Below are 24,743 nucleotides of genomic sequence, written 5' to 3' on the forward strand. Positions count from 1 at the left end.
GTCAGCACAGATACAAACTGGCATGTACGGTATCCTGATGAGGCTACCGTTGTTCTTGTTGCTGCAGGGCAATCTATGACTTCTGGCCAGAAAAAAAAGACGTCCTCAAAGGCTGATCAGTTTACCGAGTCGGTGATCCGCGAGATGAGCAGGCTGGCGGCGCGCCACGGTGCAATCAACCTTGCCCAGGGCTTTCCGGATTTTGCCTGCCCGATCGAATTGAAGCGGGCGGCCTGCGAGGCAGTCGAAGCCGACATCAACCAGTACGCCATCACCTGGGGCGACCAGCTTTTTCGCGAGGCGATCGCCCGCAAGGTGCAGTGGTACCTGGGCCTCGCAGTCGATCCCCAGACGCAGATTACGGTTACTTGCGGCTCGACGGAGGCGATGGCGGCGGTGATGCTGGCCACGGTCGATCCGGGCGACGAGGTGATCGTCTTTGAGCCTTTTTACGAAAATTATGGGCCGGATGCAATCCTGGCCGGGGCGATACCGCGCTACGTCCGCCTTTATCCGCCGGACTGGCGCTTCGACGAAGCGGAGCTGCGCCGGGCTTTTAATACCCGCACGCGGGCGATCATCGTCAACACCCCCCACAACCCGACCGGCAAGGTTTTCGACGCTGCGGAGCTGTCGCTCATCGCCGGTCTGTGCCGGCAGTGGGACGTGCTCGCCTTTACCGACGAGATCTACGAACATATTCTCTACGACGGCCACACCCACGTTGCACTGGCGACGTTGCCGGGTATGGCCGAGCGGACGATCACGATCAACGGCCTGTCTAAGACCTACAGCGTCACCGGCTGGCGGGTGGGCTACATCCTGGCCAGTCCGCCCCTCACAGCTGCCATCCGCAAGGTCCACGATTTTCTGACTGTCGGCGCTCCCGCCCCGCTGCAGCGGGCGGGCGTCGTCGCGATGCAACTGCCGCCTTCTTATTACAAAGAACTGGCCCAGCAGTACGCCCTCAAGCGCGACGCCCTGCTTGGTACCCTCGAAGAGGTGGGCCTGCCTTACTTTGCACCCCAGGGCGCTTACTATGTCTTCGCTGATATCGCGGGGAGCGAGCCAGGGGGCGATCTGGCCTTTACCCGCTACCTCATCGAGGAGGTGGGCGTGGCGGTGGTGCCAGGATCGAGCTTCTTTTCAAATCCGGTGGAGGGCCGCCGCTTCGTGCGCTTCTGCTTCAGCAAGACCAGTGCTACCCTGGCTGCAGCCCGCGAACGCTTGCTCACCATGGGGAGTGCCGCTCCCAGAAGCGTAATCTAAAAAACCGTACCAGCAAGGGCACGATGAACGAGGCAGAAAAGCGCCTGCAGGAGCGCTACGGCAAAAAACTGGGCGCACTTGCGGCTGAATTTCCCTGGAACAGCCAGCTATTGGACCTGCTCTCCCACCGCTCGGTGCGCGCCTACCTGCCGGATCCGCTCCCAGAAGGCACCCTCGACGTTCTCATCGCCGCTGCCCAATCGGCGGCCACTTCCTCCAATCTCCAGACCTGGAGCGTCGTCGCCGTCACCGACCCGGCTCGCAAGGAACGTCTCTCGGTGCTGGCCGCCAACCAGGCCCACATCCGCCAGTGCCCGCTGTTTCTCGTCTGGCTTGCGGATCTGGCCCGGCTGCGGCATACAGCCCAGCGCCTCGGTCTGCCGGAAGCTGGACTCGATTATCTTGAGATGTTTGTGATGGCGGTGGTCGATGCGGCGCTCGCCGCCCAGAATGCCGTCGTCGCTGCCGAATCGCTGGGCCTGGGCACAGTCTATATCGGCGCAATGCGCAATCGACCGGAGGAGGTGGCTGCTGAACTGCAGTTGCCGCCGGGCGTCTTTGCTGTCTTTGGCCTCTGCCTGGGCTACCCGGACCCGGCCCGGCCCGCTGCGACCAAGCCACGCCTGCCGGCTCGGGCCGTGCTCCAGCGCGAGACCTACGCCCCCCTCGAAAGCCAGGAGCCGGCGATCGAGGAGTACGACCAGACGATGAGAGCTTTCTACCAGCAGCAACAGATGGCCGTCGCCGACGATTGGAGCCATCATTCCGCCCGGCGCATCGCCGGTCCTGCTTCTTTAATCGGGCCGCGACCGGCTGCGGGCCGCCCTCGCCCAACTCGGCTTCGCGCTGCACTGATAAACCCTCCTCTTACCGCACAGGAAATTCCAGAGCCCGATGCCGGGCTCTTTTTGTTCGTTCTAAATAGTAAGACCCGCCCGCCTTGCAGTGGTGGGGAACCCAGAACCCCAGCGTGCGACAGACGGACGGGAGAAGTTGAACTGAAGCTGTGTTACTGACAGGCTAACACGCCGAACAGAGAAAGTACAGTAATTTGACCAATTTACCGTACTATAATTTGGCTTTCAGGCGCTGACCTCGTTCAGGCTGCCGCTAAAGCCAGTTACCTATCAACTTAAGGGACTTTCGGGAATGTCGAGGCCCGCGCCCCTGGCGGCAAGCTGATACTGAAAGATAAATTCCAGCAATTCGAGGTGCGTCGCCGCTGCTGCGATCGAGTTTCCCCAGACTGTGAGGCCGTGCTCGGCGATAAGAAGCGCCGGGATAGCGGGTGGCTGGGCAGCGAAGCGTTCTTTGATTTCGACGGCGATGCGGTTAACGTCGTCGTGGTTGGCAAAGACCGGTAGTCGAGCCTCTGCTGGGGCAACGGCCAGCCCCTTGAGCATTTCGAGCGGCGGCAGGTGCAGCGTACCTGCTCGGGCCAGCCCAGAGACGAGATTGTTGCTCACCGAATGGACGTGGAGGCAGGCGCGGGCTGCAGCAAAGCACCGGTAGAGCGTTCGGTGGATGGCCGTCTCCGCCGAGGGCCGATCCTCAAGATAAAAGCGCTCCAGCACCGTGCCTTCTAAATCGAGGCGCAGAAAGTCCTGCCGATCAAGCCTGCCCTTCGCTTTGCCGCTGGCGGTAATCCAGAAGCTGTCGTCGGTGATTCGAGCAGAAAGATTGCCCGCTGTACCGACCATCCAGCCTGCGGCGTAAAACTGGCGGGCGAGGGCGGCCAGCTCGTCGCGCAGATGGGCGGCTTCACTACTCATCGTCCAGTGTCTACCAGCAACAGACAATAATCGACAGCCACCATCATCGGCCCAGGCGCACCGGCGTCTGCGTGTAGACAGGCACCCAACCGGCGGTGCCACTGAAGTAGCGAACCGCCTTGATCCGTTTTTGGGCAGTGAGCCGAAACCAGTGCTCGGTCCCGGCTGGAACAGCAATGTAGTCCCCCGCCTCGACGGTCAGCTCGAACTGAACGCCGTCCGGGCGGACAAAACCAAAGCAGCCCTCGCCATCGACGATGTAGCGCACCTCGTCGTCGCTGTGGGTGTGGCAGCTCTCGAATCTGGCGGTGAGGGCGTCCAGGTTGGCCGTCTGTGGCTGCAGGACGATCAGATCCTGCTGGGGGGAAGCGAGTGCAAAGTCGTGCTCGAGGCTGGCCAGAAGCTGGGCCTTTTCGTCCTCCTCCAGCTCAATGCGGGAGGCAAGGGCGCTGGCCGCCGGGTTGATCGGTCGGTAGGCGAGCTGAACGCCGACCGTTCGCAGGGCATCTGCTATTCGTGCTGGATCGCGGGTGGTGCTGCCGTCCTCGAAGCGCAAGCCTGCCATGGGGGCCGCTCCTTCCAGACTGTACCTGGGCCCATTTTAGCGAGAGCGATCGTTCGTCTCTGTCCTCTGCGCACAGCGCGATCGATCCGCCGGCAGGTAAGCTGCGTATAGCAGTCAACTACTCTCGCTAAAAAGACAATGTTGATCATTTTTCGCCCGCTCGCCCGCGCCCTTTCTGTCCTGGGCCTGAGCGCCGCCGTGCTTGCCTGCCGTGCGGCTGCCGCCCCGGTGATCACCGAGCCCCAAAGCGATATTCCAGCAACCAGTCTCAAGGGCAAGCAGACCGCCGTGTTTGCCGGTGGCTGCTTCTGGGGCGTCGAGGCAGTTTTTGAGCACCTCAAGGGTGTGAGCGATGTCGTCTCCGGCTTCGCAGGCGGCGATGCGGCCAGCGCCCGTTACGAAACGGTGAGCGAGGGCAACTCCGGCCACGCCGAATCGGTCAAGATTACCTACGACCCGGCCCAGATCTCCTACGGCCAGCTTCTGAAGATTTTCTTCTTTGTCGCCCACGATCCGACCCAGCTCAACCGTCAGGGACCGGACACCGGTACACAGTACCGCTCGGCGATCTTTTTTGGTGACCCGCAGCAAAAGCGGGTGGCCCTCGCCTACATCGACCAGCTCACAAAAGCCCGCGCTTTTTCAGCGCCGATCGTCACCCAGGTGGCACCGCTGGGCGGGTTCTACCCGGCGGAGGCGTACCACCAGGACTTTATCGCCCACCACCCGAACTATCCCTACGTGGTGATCAACGACCTGCCGAAGCTGGCCCTGTTGCGCGAACAATTTCCCAAGTTATACAAATAAGCAGATATGTTCTCCAACCTCAAGCAAAAGCGGCTCGCCCACCAGGGCCGCGCCCCGTTTGACCAACCGTCCGAAGCGCCGGAGGTGCTCGAAGCCCGGCGCGCCCTCTACTTGAAGCGGGCGAAGCTCTACGAAAAGCACCGCAAGACGATCGTCTCGGTGCTGGAGAATTTTGGTGAGGCGCTTTTTATCGATGTGCCCTTCAAAGTCGAAGATTGCAGCCCGCTCACCCTCACCACCGGCGAGACTCTGACTTTTCGGGCGGTGCTCAAGGTAGTCAAAGGCAGCAAGCAACTGCACGCCCGCAGCCTCTTTGCCGAGGTCGTCTACGTCGAAGCGGACAGCGGCGGCGAAGGGTTCGATGTCTCCCTGGAGCCGAAGCTGGCCTGGGGGTCCAAGACACCCCTCGTGCATTCGCAAGCCGGCAAAGACGAACTGGTGCGGGCGCTTGAAACCCTGGCCGCCGAAAATCAGATGGCCAGACGCCAGTTCGGCGCTTCTTCTGCCAGAAGCTCGGATATTGCCACCCGTTTTTTGTAATCAAAAAAGCGGGCTAGTAAGCCCGCTTTGGGAACGCGATTGAGAAAGAATTAGCGGCCAATCGTCAGCCGGTAAGACCCATCGGTGCCGACGCTCTGAGCAACCACGGTATGGCCGGTGCGCTTGACTTCGGCAAGCGTCTTGTTGACGGCGTACTTCTGGTTGATCGAGTTGATCAGCTCGGTCTGGTTGTGCTTTTTAGCGACGCCCCAGAGATCGGCGATGAGATCAAAAGAACCATCGGAGTTGCGCGACCAGCCCAGGTCGTACTCGCCGTCGAGGGTGGCGACGATGTCGGCGCGGACGCGCTGTCCGTTATAGCCGCGTACATCGGCGGTGGTCTTGACGGTGATGCCGAGGTCGCGCAGCGAGGACTTGAGAATCTCGGAATCGGTGATCTTGGTGCGGAGAGTGCTGAAGTGAGACATGGATGTTTCCTCCTGAAGGAATTAACGATTAAGCGTTGATGTGGACCGACCGGATGCCGGTAACGAGTATGTTGAGCTGACGACTGGGATGACCACCTCCTGAATCAGTACCGTTGGGCAGATCAAAACTCCATGCGCTGGTATTCAGCGACCATGGCTGCAGCCGGGCGTGCCCTGTGCCTGGCCCATTCTCTGAGGGCAGTTACCTGCTCGGTCGCAGTGCGCGAGAGCGGCAACGTCGATTTAAGCGCCGCCAGGATATCGAACTGGGTAAATTCGCGATCCTGAGCGAAGGCGTCGTACATAGCAGCCACCAACCCCTGCTCGATCTCTGCGCCGGAGTAGCCTTCGCAGGCTCCGGCGAGCGATTCGATGTCGAAGCGGGCGATGTCCTCGCGCCGCTTGCCAAGGTGGATGCGGAAGATTTCTTTGCGCTCGTCGAAGTTGGGCAGATCGACGAAGAAGATCTCATCGAAGCGGCCCTTGCGCAAAAATTCGCTGGGCAGGCGCTCGACCCGGTTGGCGGTGGCCATGACGAAGACCGGCGAGGTCTTCTCCTGCATCCAGGTAAGAAAGGAACCGAAGATGCGCATCGAGGTGCCGCCGTCGGAGTCGGCGGAGCCGCCCGCCCCAGCAAACGCCTTGTCTACTTCGTCGATAAAGAGGATCACCGGCGAAATCGATTCGGCGACGCGTAGGGCGTTGCGCAGGTTGGCCTCCGATCGGCCCACCATCGAGCCGTCATAGACGCGACCGATGTCGAGCCGCAGAAGCGGCAACCCCCAGAGCCGGGCCGTCGTCTTGGCAATCAGCGACTTGCCGCAGCCGGGTACGCCCAGGATGAGCATTCCCTTGGGCTGGGGCAATCCGTACTGGCGGGCGCGCTCGGTAAAAGCGTCGGCGCGCTGGGAGAGCCAGCGCTTCAATTCGGCCAGGCCGCCCACCGAATCGATGGTGTCATCGACTTCGAGGTATTCGAGAATGCCGTTGCGCTTGATGATCTGCTTTTTCTCAGAGAGCACGACTTCTACTTCAGCTTCGGTCAGCCGCCCAGCGACGACTTCCGCCTTGCGGTAGACTTTGTCGGCCTCGTCCTTGGTGAGCCCCAGGGCCGCTTTGAGTAACTTCTCGCGCCCCTCGGTGCTGAGACGGCGGTTGCGGGTAAAATTGCCGTTGCTCTTGAGGTGGCTGTTGAGCACCTCGTCCAACTCGGTCATGTCCGGCAACGGAAACTCGACGACGACGACATCCTTCTCGAGTTCGACCGGGATGCGCTGCACCGGCGACATCAAGATAATCGTCTTGTTCATTCCCTTAAAGCCTGCAATCGCATCGCGCAGCCAGCGGGTGACGGCAGCGGATTCGATGAAGGCATGCAGGTCTTTGAAGATAAAGATGCCCGGCTCGCGCTGGCGGGCCACCCACTCGATCGCCGCCTCCGGTGAGACGGTGTTGTGCTGGGTGAGGGTGCGGGGTCTGCCGTACTCGACGATGCCGTGGGTCACGGTCCACAAAAAAATCTTGCGCGGTGGCCGCAGTTGGGAAATCGCAGCGATGGCCTGTTCCGCCCGTTCTTCCTCGGGGGTCAACAGATAAATAAGCGGGTAGTGGGCCTGGATGAGAACTTCGAGTTCGTGCATGGCGATTTACCACCTGGCCGAGAGAGATTAGCGCACCAAAGAATACTCTTCGCGCTCCTTTGCCGTGCCCTCACCCACAGGCGGATCCGGAAGGACGGCCTTGGTGCGGGGCAGGGTTTCAAGAGCGTCGGAGCGCAACACCAGCGAAGTGTGACACTCTGGACACTGATAGACGCGGTGGGCGTGACCGTGGCTGGCCTCGATCACCTCCGGGTGCGCCAGAAAAAACTGCAAAACCCGTTCGGCGATGACGGACATCGGCTCCTGCTTGATGGCAGCCGTGATCTTGAGCTGGTGGTGCAGTTCAGGATGCAGATAGAGCGTGACCTTGTGTTTGCTATCGTCCATTGGTGATCCCTTCATCGGGACGCGGCTAACTTGCGATGCCGCCCATCCTACAGGCCGCTGCCGCTATGACAGCAAGAACTTTACAAAAGTTAAGATGTTTCAGAAATTTGCCCGTCACAGGGGCGTCTGCAACAGCCAGAAGCCGGTGATTTCGTGGCCGCTCTGCTCGGGCCGCACGGCCAGAAAGTGCAGCCCGGTGCTTTGCTGGAGGCGTTCTTGAAACTGTTCGCCGCGCCGGCGCATCTCGGGGTCATTGAAGGTGGCAAGAATCCAGCGCTCGTCTAAGCCCGTCTCCAGCACAATGCCGTCGATCTGCGAGCGGGTGTACTGCAGGCTGACCGGTTCATGGACGCTCAGCCAACCGGCGATCGCCCGTGCCCGAGTCGCCGAGAACAGGAACACTCCCGGCACCGGTGCATCAATGGCAATGAGCGGCGCTTCGAGGTAGGAGATGGGCAGCTGGTGCAACTGGGCAATCTCGCTGCCCGGCAGGGCGCTGAAGCCCCAGCTATCGGCGAGCAGTTCATCGGGAAAAGGCTCGGGAACGGCCTTTTGCAGAGCAACGGCGGCAGGCAGAGGGCGGTAGTCCGGCCTCTGGGGATAAATATTCCGCTCGCGCTCGGCCCGCTGGCGCAGCACCGCGATTGTCCGGCGACTATGGCGAAGCGGAATGCCCAGTTCGCGGCAGGCCGGTAGAGCGAGGTTGTAAGTGGCGGTGCGAAAGCTGCCGATTTCGAGCGGCGGCCCGCCCTCGCGGGTCACCAGTGCGGCCAGTTGGGCCGTAAGCCAGTCCGTCGTCGCCTCCTTCGCCTCACAAAAGCGCGAGAGGAGCATCCGCCCGCTGGCGGTGCAGACCAGCAATTCCCACAGCCGCTGACCGGCAGCCCCGACCAGCGGACAGCGATAAAAATCCAGTTCCCAGGGCTCCACAGTGCAACAGTTCTTTGCGGGGGACAGCCGCCAGCCGTGACACAATTGTAGGAACCCGAGAGCAAAATGCCCGTCAGCTTTGCTCCTATCCGCCTCACCTGCCATGCAGACAGTGCCCCGCCTCCCTCCCGGCATTCCCGAGATGCCCGGTTTTAGCGACCCGCAAGCCGAGCGCCGCCACCTCAAAGAGCGCCTCGCCGCTGCCTTTCGCCTGTTTGCCCGCTACGGCTTCGACGAGGGCATCGCCGGTCATATCACCGTGCGCGACCCGGAGCGGCACGACCATTTCTGGGTCAACCCGTTTGGTGTCTACTTCGGCCATATCCGCGTGCGCGACCTGCTGCTGGTCAACTCCTCCGGTGAGATTGTCGCCGGCGATCGGCCCGTCAACGCTGCCGCCTTCGCCATCCACTCGCAGATCCACGCCGCCCGGCCCGATGTCGTTGCCTCCGCCCACTCCCACTCGCTTTTTGGCAAGAGCTGGTCCAGCCTCGGTCGTCTGCTCGACCCGCTCACCCAGGATGCCTGCGCCTTCTTCGAAGATCACGGCCTCTTTGCTGACTACACGGGTGTCGTCCTCGATCCAGCCGAAGGCGAGCGCATCGCCCGCGCCCTCGGTCGCCACAAGGCGGTGATCCTGCGCAACCACGGCCTGCTCACCGTCGGCAAAAGCGTCGATGAGGCGGCCTGGTGGTTCATCACCATGGACCGCTCCTGCCAGGCGCAACTGTTGGCCGAGGCAGCGGGCAAGCCCATCTCGATCGATCCGCTGCAGGCGCGCCTCGCCCACGATCAAATTGGCACCGCCCAGGCTGGCTGGTTCTGCTTTCAGCCGCTCTACGAGATGATCGTCCGCGAACAGCCGGATCTGCTCGAAGCCTAGAAGATGGCCCCCGGTCTTGCCCTGCACACCAGCACCGACATTCTGGGCCTCGGCCTCCAGATAGCCGATAAGCCGCGCATCCTCACCTTAAACGAAGGCCGTGCCCTCTCCGAGACCCTGCAGCTCAGGCTGGAGCAATTTCTGCCGCCTTACCGCTGGCGGGATCTAGTCTGGATCGCCGTCTGCATTGGCCCCGGCAGCTTCACTTCTACCCGGTTGGGGGTGATGACGGCGCGCACCCTCGCCCAGACCCTGGCCATTCCCCTTTTTGGCATCGACGCGCTGATTGCCCTCGCCGCTGCCCAGGACACCAGCAGTCCAATTGCCGTCCGGCTCGATGCCCGCCGGGGCGACTTCTACGCTGCCCTCTTCGAGCGCCGGGGTGCGGAAATTTCGATCCTGCGCCCCGCCGGGCTGGTCCTGGCAGCCGACTGGCCCGCCTGGCGCTCGAACCTGCCTGCGGGTTGTCTGCTCGTAGACGGCGAACAGAGCACCGATCCTCCCATCGCCGCCCTGAGCGAACTGGCCCACCACCGCTACGAGGCAGGCGAACGCCCTCACTGGCAGCAGGTAGAACCCCTCTACCTGCGCCCACCGCCCATTCATCCCGCTGCGCTTTCTTAAGTTGCTCTTTCCTGACCTGAAACGCCGTGCTCTCGTTGAAAAGTCTCAGAGTACTAGAAGAAAGTTGTTGATCTTGTTTGCGCCGATTGAGGCACCCAAAGGACTGGCCTGAAGAGGGCCATCCACCAATCAGGGGAAACAGGCTGACTGAGTTGCACTTTCTCCCATGCTTGGCTACATTGAGAAGCGTCCCTATATTCACGCATAGCACCCCTTCCACGGCTGTTCGCTTGCACTAACCTTCGAGGTGCCTCATGGACGAAGAGCAGGAGTACTTTGGTTCTGGAGGGGAATACGGCTACTCCGGTGGGGAGGATGAGCAGGTCGAGGAGCCGTCCGAGCTTGAGAATGAAGAGCAGCAGTACGGCGAAGAGAGCTATGCCGATCCTGGCACCTCTGCTGCCGGTGACGAGCAACCTACCTATGGGGAGACAACTGGCTATTCATTCGATGGGGCAGCGGATGACAGCGAGAGCTATTTTAACGACGGGAGCAATTACGATCCTGATTCCCAGAACCTGACTGATTCTACTCAAGACGCTGGGACATCTAATTTTGATTTCGATGGGCAAGAAGAGGGCTCAAGCTATCAGGATATTTCAAACTGGGATGACAGTAATTTCGGTGATGGAGCTGCTGCCTCTTCGTTTGATGGTTACTCCTACGCTGGGTCGGATGACAGTAAAAATTGGGATCAAGACAGTTCTAACTTCGCTCAGCAATTCGAGGGTTACTCGTATAGCGAAGCTGGAGATGGCAGTAATTGGGGCCAAGATACCTCCAACTTTGCTCAACCACAGGAAAACTTTTCTAATACAGCTTACAGTCAGTACGACTTTGGAACCGGTGACGGTCAGAATGATTCTGGTCAGAGTTTCGTAAACCCTGACCCAAATGACTACGAGGCTTTTATTGCTGCTACGGATGGTCAGAGCAACAGCACCGATGCATATGACAATTTTGCTCTCTACGGTCAGAACCCTGATCTTAACGATATGGCCAGAGGCTTCTTTGAAAACAGTTGGGAGCAGATAAATGCTAGAGAGCAAGATCTCGGAGAAGCGCTCGACTTAAAAATGTTTGGCGATAGTACCGCTGAACAGAAGGACGGAAGCACTGAACAGCCGGAGCAACCTGCATCATTAGATGAAGATTATGCAAATCTTCCACTTCCCAATGATCCAGAGATAAGGTCTATCGGTATTAATCCAAATCTGCCGAGCCCTCCTGTCGCTCCTGCAGGTCCACCAAGTCCACCGGAGCTACCACCACGCCAATGGGATCCGCGTCGTGGTGGTTATCGAGTACCTGGGCACCCTGAAGCTGGTGTCGAAGGTGTCCCAGAAAAGCAGCTCTACAACTATCCTTCCGAGCAGGAATGTAAGCAATTAAGCAAGGAAGAGAAAGCCCATCCAACTCCCGCAATCACGAAAAGGAATGCCGAAGATAACAAGCCCATTGAACAGACTTTTGGTACAGGAGTCGGTGGCGCACTGGGAACCATTGTTGGTGGCTTAGCTGGTAGCTTAGGTGGAATAGGTGGCGGTGTAATTGGAGGATTACTTGGTTTGGAAGCTGTTTTGAAGGGTCAGCGTGAAGAGGATGCACGCAACTACTGCCGTGAACACAACGGTCAACAAGCACCTTGGACAAAGACACCAGAGTCCCAACAGCCGACGAATTCAAATAAGCCTGCATCTTAATCATGGAGAAAAGATATGAGTACTATTGAGATGCTGCCGGTAATCGTTGTAAGAGCAATTTTGGGAGCCAGTATGGTCAGCTGTGCAATTGAGTTCGCTCGCCAGAAAGAGGGTTTAAGCTGGAGCCAGAAAAAAGCGGGAGTTGCTATTATTGCGATCATTGCATCAATGGCCTACGCCATGTGGGTCGATTACTTAGGGACTACTGTGTTTGTCATTGGGCTCGGTCTACTCCTAATACTTTTGTGGCCTCTCTATCGACTTATATGGTTCAAGAGGTAGTGCAGCACCCATACCAGGCTCTGCCCACTTAGTCACGTATAGAATATATGAGTGAAGTTTTTGTTTCAGTGCTCATTACCGCGCTCATTACAGGTTCCGTAGTTGGCTTGGCTCTGGAATCCGCAGCTGAGGTCAAGAATAGACTTAAGGTTGTGTCATATGGCCTTTTGCTGATTAGTACGCTTGGTGTCGGTTTATGGAGAGAGCCTTATGGTGCGAGTGCCTGCTTTATAGCAGCAACTGTGACAGCACTCATCCTCCGGCCTGTGTACACAAGAAAGCGCGAATGAACAGAGCGATGCGTGAACTCGTTACTGCACTCCTATCGGGAATTATTCCAGGCTGTATACTTGGGATCGCTTTCGAGTCTACTCGTCTGCCTCAAGGTAAGCAAAGGTTATTGCTTTATGCTGCCGGTTTGACTGCTACTGTTGTTCTTGGCCTCTGGCTACAACCCTATGGAACCATAGCTTGCTTGATAGTGACGCTGTTTTTGACACTCACTGTCTGGCCTATTTTCCGAGGACAATTGCTCAGGAAATAGCTCTTCATGAAAAATACTTTTTTTGGTAAATTACTGGTCGTCTGTGGACTGTTTTGCCTGCCGGTCATGGCCGCCGACTATCACAAGTGGGAGGACGGCGATCCGGTCCTGGTGGGTAAGCTCAACGCTGCCCGCCTGCGGTACGTGAACTACGCCGATGTTCCCGGCAACCGCGAAAATCTCAAAAAGATCTTCAAGGCTCTCGGCACACCGACCACGGTGCTCACGGTCAAGATGGTTCAGGAGCAAAACATGTCGGGCGATGTCGTCTTCAGTCAGGCGGACGGCCCCACCGCCCGGCACTACACCTGGAAATCGCGCACGTCCTACTGCACGCCAGTATCGATCACCGTCGGCAATCCCCGCGACCGCGATATCATCACCAAGATCGATCCGGGTCATTGTCTCAGCCCCGAGTACGCCAACGATCCGCAGACAGCAGAGCAGGTGGCCAATTACCCGATGTACGGCCTGCCCTGCACCCAGGTGCCGAACCTGTGCAAGCCGTAGCGGGACAGGAACGTATCATCTGTAACAGAATGTGAGAGCTTGTTGACAGGCAGGATAGCGCGTGCATCATGTACGTGTTCTCCGAAATTGAGCAGTCGAGCCCGTCTGACTCTGATAGAATCCTGGGCCTGCAGCGGATGATCTGGCGTTGTCATCGCCGATTCCCTCTGCCTGGTAGATAAGCGTTATGTTGCTGCGGGCAACTCACCCAATCGATGGCTACTGCTGCCCATTTCATTTTTGATAGTCTGTCTGCCCATTTTCAGGCTTGACAGTTACTGACTGAACAGAACGACTGGATTTTCTGCCGGTTAGAAACGGCGGGGCTGCATTTTTCGCGCTGCTGCTACAGGATCTGTCTGTAGCTTGTCAGTGGCTTTGCGCCTGTCGCTTATGAGCGGCTGGTTGACTTTATAGGAGAAAAAATGATGACACAATCACCGATGACGTCACCGACGGTGTTGCCGGGTTCAGCTGATAGAATCCTGGAGGAACTCGTCCTCCAGCGCCGCAAGGAAGTGGAATCTCTCCAGCGGCGGCAGGCCGAACAGCTCAAAGACCTCGAAGCCAGGGGCCAGAGCCAACTGCGGGCACTCAAAGAGCAGATGGGCGAGGCAAATATTCAAATGTTTGAAAAGATCGAGCACGCGGCGGTCAAAGAAGCCGAAAGGGCTTCACACCAGATCAAGGAGATAAAGGCCCGGCTCGCCGCCACCCGCCTGCCGACCGAGGCTCCGAGGGAAAACCCGATTCTCGACTACGGACGGGTGTTGCCGCGCACTGCCTGGTCTTTGACCCCCTACTACGCGACCCTGCACGGTTCGGATGGCAATGTCTACTGGCAGGGCTACAACCCCGGCAATTTCACGCTCTTCGACACCGCCTCCGGGGCGGGCAGCGGCATCTTCGGTACCGGTGCCGCCTCCTTCACGGTGTATCTCGACTGGTGGTTCGCCTTCCAGCCCAACGACTCGCGCTTCTTTAACTACACGGTCTACGTGCCCTACCACGGGTTCTACATCGTCTACGCCGACGACGGCTTCTTCTCCTCCAAAGAAGCGGCGATCCGCATGGATCTATGCACCCAGGGTTATCAGTACAACTGGAAGGCGCAATCCTGCACAAACGTGCTGGCGATCGACAGCCAGAACATCAACGTCAACGACCGCTTCGACGGCTGGCGCACGATCTACTACTCGGATCTGCTTGGCGGCACCGACACGGCCTACCTGCTGGTCTCCGCGTCGTTCTACGTCTACGCGCGCGGCGGTGGCTCCTTTGCGGAGCTGAACTTTGCCGACGGCAGCGCCAACTACATCGGCGTACCGGTGGTCTATGTCAGTTAGACAAGGAGAAGACGATGGAGTCCCATTTTGAAAAAGTTCCCCTTCCCCGCAGCGAGCGGATGCCGATTGCCGGTGCGCGCGCCCTCGGCGCGGTCGATCCGGGTGAACGGGTCGAGGTCAGCATCTATCTCAAGCCGAGGAGCACCGTTCCAACTGGCGGAGCCTTGAGCCGCGAGCAGTACGTCGCCTCCCAGGCTGCCCACCCGGACGATCTGGCCCGCGTCGAGGCGTTCGCCCACGAGCACGATCTGAGCGTCGTCGAGGTCGATGCCGCCCGCAGGCTGGTGGTGCTGGCCGGTACGGCTGCCGCTATGGCGGCGGCCTTCGATGTTCAGCTCGATCGCTTCGAGCACTCAGGTGTCACCTACCGGGGCCGCAGCGGACCGGTGTTCGTTCCAGCCAAACTGGCCTCGATCATCCAGGGTGTCTTTGGTCTTGACGACCGGCCCCAGGCCCAGCCTCGCCTGCGGCGCAGCCAACCGTTGCAGGTGACTGCCTCCTACACGCCGACCGAGCTGGCCCGCCTCTACAACTTTCCGACCGGGGGCAACGGCCAGGGCCAGTCGATCGCGATGATCGAACTGGGTGGCGGTTACAGGAGCCGCGATCTAAGAGCTTACTTTCAGCAACTGGGTATCCCCAAACCAAAAGTCGTGGGCGTATCGGTGGACGGCGGACACAACGCCCCGGTAGGCTCACCGGACAGCGCCGACGGTGAGGTGCTGCTCGATATCGAGGTGGCTGGTGCGGTCGCTCCCGGTGCCCGGATCGTCGTTTACTTTGCTCCAAATACCGATCGCGGCTTCCTCGATGCGGTGACGGCGGCCATCCACGACACCCGCCACGCACCCTCGGTGCTCTCGATCAGCTGGGGTGCCCCGGAGTCGGCCTGGACCCTCCAGGCGATGCAGGCGATGGACCAGGCTTTTCAGGCCGCCGCTGCCCTCGGCGTCACGGTCTTCTGCGCCGCCGGTGACCGGGGTTCGAGCGACGGGGTGGAAGACGGTCTGGCCCATGTCGATTTCCCCGCCTCCAGCCCCTTTGCTGTCGCCTGCGGTGGGACGCGGCTCGAATCGCAAAACGGCACACTGCTCAAAGAAATCGTCTGGAACGACGGCGAGGGCGGCGCTACCGGCGGCGGGGTGAGCGATGTTTTCGAGATACCCGTCTGGCAGAGCCAGACAGGCATCCTGCCTGCATCGATCAACCCGGACCATCACATCGGGCGCGGGCTGCCCGACATTGCCGGTGACGCAGACCCGGCGACAGGCTACCAGATCCGCGTGGACGGCCAGATGCTCGTCTTTGGCGGCACCAGCGCCGTCGCCCCCCTCTGGGCGGGTCTTATCGCCTTGATCAACCAGCAGCTAGGCACACCGGTCGGCTACCTCAACCCGCTTCTGTACCAGCAGCTCAGCCAGCAGTTGCGCAGCATCACCCTGGGCGACAACGGCGGCTACCAGGCTGGGCCAGGCTGGGATGCCTGCACGGGCCTGGGCGCACCCGATGGTTCTGCGCTGCTGAGCGCCCTGCAGAATCGACAGCCGGCTGAAGCGATCCAGGCGGCGCGCACCGAGACGGCTGAGGCGCGCTAGCGGGAAGCGCCGCTGCCTGAAAGCCAGCGCAGCACCGGCTGACTCGCCCAGTTGAGGGCGACTTTCAATCGGTGCTCGGCGGTGGGCATCCGGTAGAGGTAGACGAGCCTGCGGACCAAGTAAGCGAGGGGGCCGCTGAGGGGCCTGCCCAACAAGGAGGCAACGCCGCTGTCGATGCCCAGGCCCAGAAGCTGGCCCAGCGGGGCGTAGCGAAAGGCAAGCAAAGGCCGGTTGTTGAGGCTTGCCCAGAGGTTCCAGGCGCAAAAACCTGCCTGCTGAAAAGCGAGTTGCGCGCTCGCACCGAGAAACTTGCCAGAATCGTCCGCCGCAAAGGCCAGATCGCCCAGGGCGAATACCTCCGGATAGTCCACCAGTTGCAGCGTCGGCTGAATCGCGACGCGCCCGCCCGCTCCCTTCGCAACCTCCAGCTCACCAATCAAAGACGGCACGCCGGTACCGACGGTCCAGAGCACCACTTCGGCTGGAATCCATTCGCTGCCGGACCCGGCGTCGATTTCGAGGCCATCCGCCCCGACGCGCAAAATTTTTGTCCCAAGGCGCAGGCGCACCGAGCGCTCCTCCAGTTCAGCGCGCACCAGCTTGCGCTCCGCTGCCGAAAACTCGCCCAGGATCTCTTTTTCGCGGTCGAAGAGCACGATCGTGCCCTTTGTCTGCAGAGTATCGGCCAGCTTGCAGGCGAGTTCAACGCCGCTCGCCCCAGCACCAACCAGCGCAACGCGCAATGGGTCAGCTCCCGCTTCGAGGGCGGCTTTGAGCCGGGCAATCAGCGCCTGGGCGTCGGCCAGGGTACGAAAGGGCAGAGCGTGTTCTTTTGCTCCCGGCACGATCTCCACCGGTGTCTGGCCCCCGGCGGCGATCACGAGCCGGTCGTAGGCTTCTGCGGTGCCGCCCGCCAGTTTGACCTTACCGCCCGCCAGATCGAAGCCCACCACTTCCTGCTGCAAGAAACGGATACCCGTATTTTCGAGCAGTTCGTCGAAGCGGGGAGCCACCTCCCAGCTCTTCAGCTCACCGGAGACCAGCTCATAAAGGAGCGGTGCAAAGACGAAGTGCTCGGAGCGATCGATAAGCAAAATCTCTGGCCGCTCTCCCCCGAAGGAGTACTGCTCAAGAGTGAGAGCGGTAAACAACCCCGCAAATCCGCCGCCGACGATTACGATGCGCGCCATGACTGCCTTCGACACAAGACAGCTCCAGCATAACTGCCGGTTGCGGGGCGGGCCTCTATCTCAGCCTTGCGACGCGCAGCCCGGCAGGATCGATCTGCAGCTGCTCGATGTTCTGGCCCCGCAGGTCGGCCCCTTCGAGGCCCGCCCCGCGCAGGTCGGCTCCTGCAAGATCTGCCGCCTGCAGGTTGGCCGCCTGCAGTTGGGCTCCTCCCAGGTTGGCATCCTCCAGATCCGCGCTCGCCAGATTGGCCCCGGTCAAATTTGCGCCGCGCAGGTCGGCGTCCTCAAGAGATGCAGCGCGCAGGTCGGCCCCGGCCAGATTCGCTCCCTGAAAGTTGGCTCCCCTTAGAAGGGTGCTGGTTAACTTTGCGCCCTCGAGGTTGGCCCCCCGCAGGTCGGCTCCTGCAAGATCGATGCCGCGCAGATCCTGGTAGGCCAGTTGCGCCCCGCGATAATTTTTGACCCCTCCACCAGCCGGTGCGGTGGACATGTTTTGCAAAAACATTCTGGTAAGCGGTACCCAGACCTGCCACACCAGAACGACCCCGACCAGGGATCCGACGATCCAGTACCTGCGCATTCTGCCCCTCTCCTCACTGAGGATCCGCTCCAGTGTTGGGTAGGCCCGATCGAGCGGGCTTTAAGCACCCATGAGCGGATCCTGTTGCGCCGAGTATAGATGTGGACCTCTTTCTGGCGGTGCTATTTCACTTGCAGAGGGGGGAAATCAGATTTCGCGCCGCCCTTCGAGGGCGCGGGCTAAAGTCATCTCGTCGGCATACTCGAGATCGCCACCCACCGGCAGGCCAAAGGCGATGCGCGTCACCCGCGCCCCCAGCACCTTCAGATTTTTGCCCAAAAAAAGCGTGGTCATCTCGCCCTCGACACTCGGATTGATTGCAAGAATGACTTCTTTTATTTCTTCGGTGCCGACGCGGTTGAACAATTCTTTGATGCGCAACTGCTCTGGCCCGATGCCTTCCATCGGGTTGATCAGGCCGCCCAGCACATGGTAGAGGCCCTTGTACTCGCGGGTGCGCTCGATTGCCACCAGATCGCGCGGTTCGGCGACGACACAGATCTGCTCGAACTGGCGGCCCGTCTGGCTGCAGAGACTGCAGGGATCTTCGGCGGAGAGGTTGAAGCAGCGGCTGCAGACACCGATCTGCTCGGTCGCCTCGACAATTGCCTGCGCCAGTTGTCGCGCCTCGGGACGGGGGCGCTTGAGCAGATGAAAAGCGAGCCGCTGGGCGGTCTTGGGGCCGATGCCCGGCAGATGCTGCAACTCTTCGATCAATCTGGCCAGAGGCCGGGTGTACATAAGTATCTGGAGGATAAAGCTAGAAGCCGAGGCCAGGAATGCTCATGCCGCCGGTCAGGTCTTTGACTTTTTCTTGCATCAGCTCGGTGGACTTGTTGTAGGCGTCCTTGTAGGCGGTCAGGAGCAGATCTTCGACGACTTCTTTGCTTTCGGACAGAAGTTGGGGATCGATCGTGACGGCGGTCGGTGCCTGGTTGCCGCTCAGGACTACCTTGACGAGGCCACCACCGGCTACACCCTCGACGCTCAGGGCTGCCAGTTCGTCCTGGAGTTTGGCGCTATTTTCTTGAATCTGCTTGACGCGCTTGAGCGCCTCCTGAAACTGGCCCATCGGTCCAAAGCCCTTGCTCATCGTGCTCTCCTGATCGCTGATCCATTGTAATCAGCCCTTATGAACCTTTGTGGGCAGATGTACCGCCAAAGTCTACAGATCTTGAATTTCGGTAGCGTTTGGTTGCAAATGTAGCGCCTGTACTATTTGGCAAATACCTGGGTGCTGTATGGTTTCGTCCGTTTACAGGGGGTTGAGATGGTCAAGATTGTTATAAACCGGGCGCTGAGCTGGCTCTGGTTGCCGTTGATGCTGGTATGGGTGCAGGCAGCAGCAGCGGGGGTGATCGTCGCTGCTGGCGGCGGTGCGGAGGGCGACGTTGGCGACACCGGTTCCTGGTCTTACCGCCTCTATCGCAAGCTGGTGCAAAACGGCGATGTCACAGGCGATGGCCGCATCAAGGTCGTGATCCTCTCGACGGCGGACGAGGATAGCTTTTTGCCCGATTACTTCGTCTGGCTTGGGGCAAGCTCAGCTACCAATGTCAAAGTCGCCTCGCTCGCCGACGCCAACAACGCTGCCATCGTTGCTCCGCTCCAGGACGCAGATGTAGTCTTCATCAAAGGCGGCGATCAGGGCGTCTACTACGACGCCTGGAACGGTACGCTGCTCGAATCTTCGATCCGCACGGTTGTGGTTACGAGAGGCGGGGCGATCGGTGGCACCAGCGCCGGGGCGATGAGCCTGCCCCAGTACAGTTTCGCCGGTGGCCAGGATCTGATCTCGCTCGATGTGCTCACCGACGCGAAGACGCCCTACCTCAACGACGCCTCCGACGGCGGCAGCGGCATTCACACCGACTTTTTGGGCTTTGTTGCCAACGCGCTCATCGACACCCACTTCACCAAACGGGGCCGTCTGGGCCGCCTATTGGGCCTGCTCGGCAAAGCCGTCCAGGACAACAACGCCACCGGTATTCTCGCCATCGGCATCGAGGAGCAGACGGGCATCGCCGTTACGGGCACAAGCGCTGAAGTCGTAGGCACGGGCTCGGTCGATTTTATCCAGCAAACCGGAAGCACCGTCCTGCGCCGCGACAGCGGCAGGCCGCTCTACTACACCCACCTGCGCTTAGACCGGCTCACCGAGGGCTGGCAGTTCGATCTGTCTTCTAAGTTGCCCAACCTCTCCACCCGACCGGCGACGGCGGTGGCGGTGAGCTATCCAGGCGACGGCTCCGCCAATTCTGGCGCACTTACGATCCAGGGCGACTATCCGAGCGACGCCCAACAGTTTGCCCACACCGTCCTCTACGCCCCGGACGCCTACAGCGCGCCCACCGGCAGCGCTTCTCCCTACATCAAATCGAGTCTTGGCCTGATCGACGCCCAGAACACCGACAGTCGCGGCGCAATTCAGCAGTCGATTTTTCGGGCGCTCTACGACTACCCTTCCTACACTGGTTTTCTGGTCGCCTTCAGCGGTCAACTGGAGCGCACCTCCACTTCTCCTGACAATTTGCAGTTCAAGCGCAACACCGCCCAGAGCGGCAGTGAAGCTGCCACGATCGTGCTGGACGGCAAAGCCCTCACCTACAAGGATCTTTCCCCCTACGTCAGCCTCGAAGATAGCGGCAGCGGCACCCTCAAGGCAGCAGCCTTTGTCAACCTTGCCGTCGATGTGCTGGCAGAAAGCAACGCCACAAGCCGGGGTGCCACCTACAACACCCGCACCCACTCCGTGGTCGGCGGACCTTAAATTCGAAAAACCCTCATCCCTTTAAAAAGTTGGGGAAGTTACAGTTGCCCGTACCCCTATTGGGCCGAAACAGCGCGACGCAGAAAAGGCGGTGCTGCCTGGGGGTATCAAAACCAGCTACCAGTGCGTCCCAGTACAATAGAAGCTGGACTGGCAAAGCTTTCGACGGTCCTTTACTACCTCTTAGGAATCACGGATTTATGAGCGATCTGCCGGTGGCCTCGGGCACAGCCGAGGCGGTCAAGTACGGTGAACGGGCGATCGAGGAGGGCAGGCTCATCACCTTCCCCAACCCCCGCCCAGGCCGCGCCTACGACATTCATATCACCCTGCCGGAATTTACCTGCAAGTGCCCGTTCTCGGGCTATCCCGACTTTGCGACGATCTACCTCACCTACGTTCCCAACGAAAAGGTGGTCGAGCTGAAATCCCTCAAGCTCTACATCAACAACTTCCGCGACCGCTATATCTCCCACGAGGAGGCCGTCCACGTCATCCTCGACGACTTTGTGGAGGCAAGCAGCCCCCTGCGCGCCGCGATCAAGGGCGACTTTAATCCGCGCGGCAACGTTCATATGGTAGTCGAGGCCCGCTACGAGCGTCCGGTCTAGCCTATGCCCCCCCTCGTCGCCGACACCGAACGCTTAAAAGAACGCCTGGCGGAGTTGCCCGCCTCGCCCGGCGTCTACTTGATGCGCGACGAAGCGGGCGAGGTGCTCTACGTGGGCAAGGCTAAAAACCTCAAAAATCGGGTGCGCTCTTACTTTCAGCCTGGACACGAGCACTCGCCGCGCATTGCGATCATGGTGGGCAAGGTCTTCGACTACGAGCTGATTCTCACCGATACCGAAGCCGAAGCGCTCGTCCTCGAAGACAACTTGATCAAGTCCTACAGGCCGCGCTACAACGTTCTGCTCAAGGACGACAAGCAGTATCCCTACCTGTGCATCACCTGGTCGGAGGAGTATCCGCGCCTGTTTGTCACCCGCCGTCGCGGCTCCGGTAACCCGGAAGACCGCTACTTTGGCCCCTACACCGACGCCGGTGCCCTGCACACTACCCTCAGTCTGCTCAAAAAACTCTTTCCGCTCCGCCAGCGCAACAGCCCCGTCTTTAAGGACCGGCCCTGCATCAACCACGAGATGGGCCGTTGTCCAGGCATCTGCCAGCGGCTCATCTCCGCCGCCGAGTACCGCGCCACGATCCGCCAGATCCAGATGATCCTGCAGGGGCGAACATCGGAACTCATCGCCCAACTCGAAGAACAGATGCAGGCGGCAGCAGTGGCGCTCAACTTCGAGCACGCCGCCCGCCTGCGCGACCGCATCCACGGGCTCGAACAACTCGGTGCCCACCAAAAAATTACCGTCCCCGACAGCTCCGTCTCCCGCGACGCGATTGCCCTGGCCTCCGACGAATCCCTCGTCTCGATTCAGCTATTTCAGGTGCGCTCGGGCAAGCTGATCGGTCGGCTGGGCTTTACTGCAGCCACCGGCGAGGAACCGGGCCGGATCCTCCAGCGCGTCCTCGAAGAGCACTACCGCACCTCGACCGCCGAAGAGATTCCCCTCGAAATCCTCACCCAACATCCGCTGCCGGAACCTGAGATCTTGAGCGCCTGGCTCACCCCAAAAAAAGGCCGCAAAGTCGAGATTGCTGCTCCCCAGCGCCAGATCAAAGCAGAACTCGTCGAGATGGTCGCCAAGAATGCCGAGGCGGAACTGCAGCGGCTGGTGCGCTTCTCCCGCCGCCAGGAAAAAGGACTTCTGGCCCTAGCGGAGGCGCTGGAGCTGCCGAGCGTGCCCCGACGGATGGAATGCTACGACATCTCCCACATCCAGGGCACCGACACGGTGGCCTCGCGGGTGGTCTTTATCGACGGTGTGGCTGCCAAGCAGCACTACCGCCACTACAAGATCCGCGACCCGCGCATCCAGGCGGGCCGTCCCGACGACTTTGCTTCGATGGCCGAGGTGATCGCCCGCCGGTTTGCCCGCGCCGAGAGTGAACCTGAAACAGACCTGCCGGACCTGGTCGTGATCGACGGCGGCAAAGGCCAGCTCTCCGCTGCCCGCGCCGTCATGGAAGAACAGTCCTACAGCGACATCCCAACTATCGGCCTTGCCAAGCGCCTCGAAGAAATCTTTTTGCCGGGCCGCTCAGAGCCCATCTTGCTCGACGAGGGCAACCCGGCTCTGCACCTGCTGCAGCGCATCCGCGACGAGGCCCACCGCTTTGCCATCACCTTCCACCGCGACCAGCGCGGCAAGCGGATGACCCACTCCAGCCTCGACGACATTCCCGGCGTCGGCCCCGCCAAGCGCAAGATCTTGCTCGACACCTTCCGCTCGGTGCCGGTACTGGAGCAGGCAAGCTTCGAGCAGATTGCGAAAACCCCCGGTATCGGACCGCGCCTCGCCCGGCAGGTCTACGACTACTTCCACGGCGAAACCGACGAGCCGGAGGCAATACTGGAGAGTCAGAACCGATGAGGCCCCTTTCTGCCCATCGGCTTTCTGAATGCTCCCTCTGTGTCAACAAGTACACTGAAGGTACAGCAGTATTTAGAGTGCAGAAATGTCACTTAGGGGAAAGAAGGTACGCGATCCATCCGAAAGCGCAACGACGGAATGCGAGGAGATTGACGGACAAAAAAACAGTGCCTTGCACCTCCGACGTCTCCCCAGGCGCGGCTTAGAACTGGCTGCTGTGGTACTCAAGTATCGCGACGGTAACTGGTCATCTTCGTCCGCTGTACCGTCTGGATTGCCGCTTGGCCCTGTAAAAAAACTTAGCGAACAAGAGCTTCAAAAACTGGCAAAGAGCAAAATGCCTGCTGCTCAGCAAAGGTGGTTACATATTCTGTTGACGAAACAGGCAGAAGAAACACTTACCCAAAGCGAGAAGCAGGTACTACAGAAGTTGCACAGACTCTACACCCAGGGAACGATCCGCAAGTCCGAAGCCCTGGCAGAACTGAAAAGGCGCGAACTTCAGCAGCCGAACTGAGTGTGGGTAGGGCTAAGATTTCTTCATCTGTAGAGGCCCAAGTGCGAGCGCGGGACAAAAACCGCTGCGCTTACTGTAAAGCTGAAGAGCGATACGTTTATGCAACAATGCACATAGAGCATATCGTGCCTGTCAGTAAGGGAGGGCCGGATGATCTGGGCAACCTCTGCTTATCCTGCAGCTGGTGCAACCTCTCAAAAGCAGCAAAAATAGATGAAAAAGATCCACAGACCGAAAACACAGAGCGCTTATTTCACCCGGTCGAGCAGGTCTGGTCAGAGCATTTCGAGTGGAAGTTAGAGGACAAAGCGACGATCGTGGGAAGAACACCGACGGGCCGGGCTACTGTCGCAGCCTTAAAGATGAATCGTACCGAAGCTCTAACTGTACGGCGCAACTGGCTTGAAGCAGGTTGGTACCCGCCGCCGTAGCTTTCCAGATAAGGACACTGCAGCAGGTTGAACGCGGTGTAGCCAGGGTCTCACAGGTGTTCAAGCAAAGGGATCAACTGCTGAATACCGGAGGGATGCTCGAAATTCAAGCGTCAGGGCAAGAGCCGCTCACGTAGCCAGAATCGAAAAGCTTTGACAAGTGCGGTGTCGTTTTCTTCGCTATGTTGCTGAAGAAATTGAGCAAGTTCCGATAGATTCAAAAAAGAAAATGCTGCACTGTATTCTATTTCTTGATAAGCAATCTTTGCAGGATCAAGACAATAGGCAATCAGCGAACCGTTCCGGTAGCGCCAGACCTCCGGAACACCCATCGCAGCGTAGACGCCCAGACGATCGAGAGAACTACTCGTGACATCGATCTCGATGACGAGATCGGGGGCGGGCTCGTCAGGGAGACTGACCTGCGTTTTTCCTGCCACCGCCTCTGCGCTTTGAATGTAAAAACATTCGTCCGGTTGCAGCCCCCGATCGAGATCCTGGCGTTTGAGCGTCGTCGAACCGGCTGCAACCAGGGCCAGATCCAGCTCTTCGGTGAGCGCAGCGACGATGCGAGCGAGGCGCTTTTTGAGACGCTCGTGGTTGAATGACGGGCTCACCAGCTCCAGATTTCCCCGGTCGTAGGTGACACGGATCGGTCGCTCACCGACGATCGCGAGCAGGGATTGATAGTTCTCCCAGGTCGTGCCGGTGAGGAGAAAGGCTTGGGGCTGCGTAACTGAAAGAGTACCCATTGGCGGTAGCTCAACTGCCCCGGTTCCAGACGGCGGCGCTGTAGCACGACCAGATGTGCATGATCCAGCCCAGGGTACCGAAGCTTACCACCCAGAGCAGGCCGCCCAGCACAAGATGCAAGAAGGCGGTCAAAAGACGACCCTGGGTAAGCTGGCCCAGGCCCGGTATAAAAAAGCTCAGTGCCGCAGCGAGGACGTTACCCGCACTTCCCTGTCCTGCCATCT

Annotated in this window: 27 protein-coding genes and 1 pseudogene; 16 read left to right on the forward strand and 12 right to left on the reverse strand. The window is 59.8% G+C overall.

Annotated elements, in window-relative coordinates:
• The first annotated feature begins 75 nt into the window (after positions 1-75).
• Together GKIL_RS05690 and GKIL_RS05695 are read left to right on the forward strand one after the other, a co-directional pair.
• The gene (locus GKIL_RS05690) at positions 76-1,269 is read left to right on the forward strand and encodes a pyridoxal phosphate-dependent aminotransferase (protein WP_023172484.1); all 1,194 of its coding nucleotides are present in this window, start codon (positions 76-78) and stop codon (positions 1,267-1,269) included.
• A gap of 23 nt (positions 1,270-1,292) precedes the next feature.
• Positions 1,293-2,124, forward strand: a pseudogene (locus GKIL_RS05695) (NADPH-dependent oxidoreductase).
• 272 nt (positions 2,125-2,396) lie between these two features.
• Here the strand turns inward: GKIL_RS05695 and mtnB are convergent.
• Positions 2,397-3,041 carry a methylthioribulose 1-phosphate dehydratase gene (gene mtnB, locus GKIL_RS05700; RefSeq protein WP_023172486.1) on the reverse strand — a complete coding sequence of 215 codons (645 nt, stop codon included), beginning with the start codon at positions 3,039-3,041 and terminating at the stop codon, positions 2,397-2,399.
• A gap of 43 nt (positions 3,042-3,084) precedes the next feature.
• A complete protein-coding gene (locus tag GKIL_RS05705; RefSeq protein WP_023172487.1) occupies positions 3,085-3,606 on the reverse strand; it encodes a cupin domain-containing protein in 522 nt (173 codons plus the stop codon).
• 138 nt (positions 3,607-3,744) lie between these two features.
• Between GKIL_RS05705 and msrA the strand changes: the two genes are divergently transcribed.
• Positions 3,745-4,413 (forward strand): peptide-methionine (S)-S-oxide reductase MsrA, encoded by a 669-nt coding sequence (gene msrA, locus GKIL_RS05710; protein ID WP_023172489.1) that lies wholly within the window; start codon positions 3,745-3,747, stop codon positions 4,411-4,413.
• 6 nt (positions 4,414-4,419) lie between these two features.
• Complete coding sequence (locus GKIL_RS05715; protein WP_023172491.1) at positions 4,420-4,953, forward strand: hypothetical protein; 534 nt, start codon at positions 4,420-4,422, stop codon at positions 4,951-4,953.
• Positions 4,954-5,003: 50 nt separating this feature from the next.
• On the opposite strand, the gene GKIL_RS05720 is transcribed toward GKIL_RS05715, so the two are convergent.
• From GKIL_RS05720 to GKIL_RS05735, 4 genes are all read right to left on the reverse strand, one after another.
• Positions 5,004-5,381, reverse strand: a complete 378-nt coding sequence (locus tag GKIL_RS05720; protein ID WP_023172493.1) for a DUF1257 domain-containing protein — start codon at positions 5,379-5,381, stop codon at positions 5,004-5,006.
• Between the two features lie 122 nt (positions 5,382-5,503).
• Positions 5,504-7,021 carry a stress-responsive protein Ycf46 gene (gene ycf46 / locus GKIL_RS05725; RefSeq protein ID WP_023172495.1) on the reverse strand — a complete coding sequence of 506 codons (1,518 nt, stop codon included), beginning with the start codon at positions 7,019-7,021 and terminating at the stop codon, positions 5,504-5,506.
• A gap of 27 nt (positions 7,022-7,048) precedes the next feature.
• Positions 7,049-7,369, reverse strand: coding sequence for a slr0373 family blue light stress response protein (locus GKIL_RS05730; RefSeq protein ID WP_023172497.1), 321 nt, complete (start codon positions 7,367-7,369; stop codon positions 7,049-7,051).
• Positions 7,370-7,483: 114 nt separating this feature from the next.
• On the reverse strand, positions 7,484-8,299 hold the full coding sequence (locus GKIL_RS05735; RefSeq protein ID WP_023172499.1) for a Tab2/Atab2 family RNA-binding protein: 816 nt from the start codon (positions 8,297-8,299) through the stop codon (positions 7,484-7,486).
• Positions 8,300-8,402: 103 nt separating this feature from the next.
• On the opposite strand from GKIL_RS05735, the gene GKIL_RS05740 reads away from it, so the two are divergent.
• The 7 genes from GKIL_RS05740 to GKIL_RS05770 all read left to right on the forward strand — a co-directional run bounded on the left by GKIL_RS05740 (position 8,403) and on the right by GKIL_RS05770 (position 15,786).
• Entirely contained in the window at positions 8,403-9,182 is a 780-nt protein-coding gene (locus GKIL_RS05740) for a class II aldolase/adducin family protein (protein ID WP_023172501.1), read from the forward strand.
• A 3-nt stretch (positions 9,183-9,185) separates the two neighbouring features.
• Entirely contained in the window at positions 9,186-9,806 is a 621-nt protein-coding gene (tsaB, locus tag GKIL_RS05745) for a tRNA (adenosine(37)-N6)-threonylcarbamoyltransferase complex dimerization subunit type 1 TsaB (protein WP_023172503.1), read from the forward strand.
• Positions 9,807-10,060: 254 nt separating this feature from the next.
• The gene (locus tag GKIL_RS05750) at positions 10,061-11,509 is read left to right on the forward strand and encodes a hypothetical protein (protein WP_023172505.1); all 1,449 of its coding nucleotides are present in this window, start codon (positions 10,061-10,063) and stop codon (positions 11,507-11,509) included.
• Between the two features lie 15 nt (positions 11,510-11,524).
• Positions 11,525-11,791, forward strand: a complete 267-nt coding sequence (locus tag GKIL_RS05755) for a hypothetical protein (protein ID WP_023172507.1) — start codon at positions 11,525-11,527, stop codon at positions 11,789-11,791.
• Between the two features lie 550 nt (positions 11,792-12,341).
• Positions 12,342-12,845, forward strand: a complete 504-nt coding sequence (locus GKIL_RS05760; protein WP_023172509.1) for a hypothetical protein — start codon at positions 12,342-12,344, stop codon at positions 12,843-12,845.
• Between the two features lie 425 nt (positions 12,846-13,270).
• A complete protein-coding gene (locus GKIL_RS05765; RefSeq protein WP_144080327.1) occupies positions 13,271-14,191 on the forward strand; it encodes a hypothetical protein in 921 nt (306 codons plus the stop codon).
• 14 nt (positions 14,192-14,205) lie between these two features.
• Positions 14,206-15,786, forward strand: coding sequence for a S53 family peptidase (locus GKIL_RS05770; RefSeq protein WP_023172514.1), 1,581 nt, complete (start codon positions 14,206-14,208; stop codon positions 15,784-15,786).
• On the opposite strand, the gene GKIL_RS05775 is transcribed toward GKIL_RS05770, so the two are convergent.
• From GKIL_RS05775 to GKIL_RS05790, 4 genes are all read right to left on the reverse strand, one after another.
• Positions 15,783-16,976, reverse strand: a complete 1,194-nt coding sequence (locus tag GKIL_RS05775) for an NAD(P)/FAD-dependent oxidoreductase (protein WP_023172515.1) — start codon at positions 16,974-16,976, stop codon at positions 15,783-15,785. The genes GKIL_RS05770 and GKIL_RS05775 overlap by 4 nt on opposite strands.
• Before the next feature lie 55 nt (positions 16,977-17,031).
• Positions 17,032-17,556, reverse strand: a complete 525-nt coding sequence (locus GKIL_RS05780; protein ID WP_023172516.1) for a pentapeptide repeat-containing protein — start codon at positions 17,554-17,556, stop codon at positions 17,032-17,034.
• A gap of 147 nt (positions 17,557-17,703) precedes the next feature.
• A complete protein-coding gene (gene recR / locus GKIL_RS05785) occupies positions 17,704-18,297 on the reverse strand; it encodes a recombination mediator RecR (protein ID WP_023172517.1) in 594 nt (197 codons plus the stop codon).
• Positions 18,298-18,316: 19 nt separating this feature from the next.
• A complete protein-coding gene (locus tag GKIL_RS05790; RefSeq protein ID WP_023172518.1) occupies positions 18,317-18,649 on the reverse strand; it encodes a YbaB/EbfC family nucleoid-associated protein in 333 nt (110 codons plus the stop codon).
• A 177-nt stretch (positions 18,650-18,826) separates the two neighbouring features.
• On the opposite strand from GKIL_RS05790, the gene GKIL_RS05795 reads away from it, so the two are divergent.
• The 5 genes from GKIL_RS05795 (at position 18,827) to GKIL_RS23380 (ending at position 23,766) form a co-directional block, all read left to right on the forward strand.
• Entirely contained in the window at positions 18,827-20,326 is a 1,500-nt protein-coding gene (locus tag GKIL_RS05795; protein ID WP_023172519.1) for a cyanophycinase, read from the forward strand.
• 200 nt (positions 20,327-20,526) lie between these two features.
• The gene (queF, locus tag GKIL_RS05800) at positions 20,527-20,937 is read left to right on the forward strand and encodes a preQ(1) synthase (protein ID WP_023172520.1); all 411 of its coding nucleotides are present in this window, start codon (positions 20,527-20,529) and stop codon (positions 20,935-20,937) included.
• Between the two features lie 3 nt (positions 20,938-20,940).
• A complete protein-coding gene (gene uvrC, locus GKIL_RS05805) occupies positions 20,941-22,818 on the forward strand; it encodes an excinuclease ABC subunit UvrC (RefSeq protein ID WP_023172521.1) in 1,878 nt (625 codons plus the stop codon).
• A 217-nt stretch (positions 22,819-23,035) separates the two neighbouring features.
• Complete coding sequence (locus tag GKIL_RS22365; protein ID WP_187293893.1) at positions 23,036-23,335, forward strand: hypothetical protein; 300 nt, start codon at positions 23,036-23,038, stop codon at positions 23,333-23,335.
• 107 nt (positions 23,336-23,442) lie between these two features.
• Complete coding sequence (locus tag GKIL_RS23380) at positions 23,443-23,766, forward strand: HNH endonuclease (protein ID WP_023172523.1); 324 nt, start codon at positions 23,443-23,445, stop codon at positions 23,764-23,766.
• Between the two features lie 113 nt (positions 23,767-23,879).
• Here GKIL_RS23380 and GKIL_RS05820 read toward each other — a convergent pair whose 3' ends face one another.
• On the reverse strand, positions 23,880-24,518 hold the full coding sequence (locus tag GKIL_RS05820) for a Uma2 family endonuclease (RefSeq protein WP_023172524.1): 639 nt from the start codon (positions 24,516-24,518) through the stop codon (positions 23,880-23,882).
• 10 nt (positions 24,519-24,528) lie between these two features.
• The gene (locus GKIL_RS05825; RefSeq protein WP_023172525.1) at positions 24,529-24,741 is read right to left on the reverse strand and encodes a hypothetical protein; all 213 of its coding nucleotides are present in this window, start codon (positions 24,739-24,741) and stop codon (positions 24,529-24,531) included.
• Positions 24,742-24,743 lie beyond the last annotated feature (2 nt).

The sequence above is a fragment of the Gloeobacter kilaueensis JS1 genome (assembly GCF_000484535.1).
GTDB classification, from domain to species: domain Bacteria; phylum Cyanobacteriota; class Cyanobacteriia; order Gloeobacterales; family Gloeobacteraceae; genus Gloeobacter; species Gloeobacter kilaueensis.

What these genes read in the sequence shown, in the direction of transcription:
- GKIL_RS05690 (WP_023172484.1), top strand. Translation starts at nt 76, where the DNA reads ATGACTTCTGGCCAGAAAAAAAAGACGTCCTCAAAGGCTGATCAGTTT.
- mtnB (WP_023172486.1), bottom strand. Translation starts at nt 3,041, where the DNA reads ATGAGTAGTGAAGCCGCCCATCTGCGCGACGAGCTGGCCGCCCTCGCC.
- GKIL_RS05705 (WP_023172487.1), bottom strand. Translation starts at nt 3,606, where the DNA reads ATGGCAGGCTTGCGCTTCGAGGACGGCAGCACCACCCGCGATCCAGCA.
- msrA (WP_023172489.1), top strand. Translation starts at nt 3,745, where the DNA reads ATGTTGATCATTTTTCGCCCGCTCGCCCGCGCCCTTTCTGTCCTGGGC.
- GKIL_RS05715 (WP_023172491.1), top strand. Translation starts at nt 4,420, where the DNA reads ATGTTCTCCAACCTCAAGCAAAAGCGGCTCGCCCACCAGGGCCGCGCC.
- GKIL_RS05720 (WP_023172493.1), bottom strand. Translation starts at nt 5,381, where the DNA reads ATGTCTCACTTCAGCACTCTCCGCACCAAGATCACCGATTCCGAGATT.
- ycf46 (WP_023172495.1), bottom strand. Translation starts at nt 7,021, where the DNA reads ATGCACGAACTCGAAGTTCTCATCCAGGCCCACTACCCGCTTATTTAT.
- GKIL_RS05730 (WP_023172497.1), bottom strand. Translation starts at nt 7,369, where the DNA reads ATGGACGATAGCAAACACAAGGTCACGCTCTATCTGCATCCTGAACTG.
- GKIL_RS05740 (WP_023172501.1), top strand. Translation starts at nt 8,403, where the DNA reads ATGCAGACAGTGCCCCGCCTCCCTCCCGGCATTCCCGAGATGCCCGGT.
- tsaB (WP_023172503.1), top strand. Translation starts at nt 9,186, where the DNA reads ATGGCCCCCGGTCTTGCCCTGCACACCAGCACCGACATTCTGGGCCTC.
- GKIL_RS05750 (WP_023172505.1), top strand. Translation starts at nt 10,061, where the DNA reads ATGGACGAAGAGCAGGAGTACTTTGGTTCTGGAGGGGAATACGGCTAC.
- GKIL_RS05755 (WP_023172507.1), top strand. Translation starts at nt 11,525, where the DNA reads ATGAGTACTATTGAGATGCTGCCGGTAATCGTTGTAAGAGCAATTTTG.
- GKIL_RS05760 (WP_023172509.1), top strand. Translation starts at nt 12,342, where the DNA reads ATGAAAAATACTTTTTTTGGTAAATTACTGGTCGTCTGTGGACTGTTT.
- GKIL_RS05765 (WP_144080327.1), top strand. Translation starts at nt 13,271, where the DNA reads ATGATGACACAATCACCGATGACGTCACCGACGGTGTTGCCGGGTTCA.
- GKIL_RS05770 (WP_023172514.1), top strand. Translation starts at nt 14,206, where the DNA reads ATGGAGTCCCATTTTGAAAAAGTTCCCCTTCCCCGCAGCGAGCGGATG.
- GKIL_RS05775 (WP_023172515.1), bottom strand. Translation starts at nt 16,976, where the DNA reads ATGGCGCGCATCGTAATCGTCGGCGGCGGATTTGCGGGGTTGTTTACC.
- GKIL_RS05780 (WP_023172516.1), bottom strand. Translation starts at nt 17,556, where the DNA reads ATGCGCAGGTACTGGATCGTCGGATCCCTGGTCGGGGTCGTTCTGGTG.
- recR (WP_023172517.1), bottom strand. Translation starts at nt 18,297, where the DNA reads ATGTACACCCGGCCTCTGGCCAGATTGATCGAAGAGTTGCAGCATCTG.
- GKIL_RS05790 (WP_023172518.1), bottom strand. Translation starts at nt 18,649, where the DNA reads ATGAGCAAGGGCTTTGGACCGATGGGCCAGTTTCAGGAGGCGCTCAAG.
- GKIL_RS05795 (WP_023172519.1), top strand. Translation starts at nt 18,827, where the DNA reads ATGGTCAAGATTGTTATAAACCGGGCGCTGAGCTGGCTCTGGTTGCCG.
- queF (WP_023172520.1), top strand. Translation starts at nt 20,527, where the DNA reads ATGAGCGATCTGCCGGTGGCCTCGGGCACAGCCGAGGCGGTCAAGTAC.
- uvrC (WP_023172521.1), top strand. Translation starts at nt 20,941, where the DNA reads ATGCCCCCCCTCGTCGCCGACACCGAACGCTTAAAAGAACGCCTGGCG.
- GKIL_RS23380 (WP_023172523.1), top strand. Translation starts at nt 23,443, where the DNA reads ATGCACATAGAGCATATCGTGCCTGTCAGTAAGGGAGGGCCGGATGAT.
- GKIL_RS05820 (WP_023172524.1), bottom strand. Translation starts at nt 24,518, where the DNA reads ATGGGTACTCTTTCAGTTACGCAGCCCCAAGCCTTTCTCCTCACCGGC.
- GKIL_RS05825 (WP_023172525.1), bottom strand. Translation starts at nt 24,741, where the DNA reads ATGGCAGGACAGGGAAGTGCGGGTAACGTCCTCGCTGCGGCACTGAGC.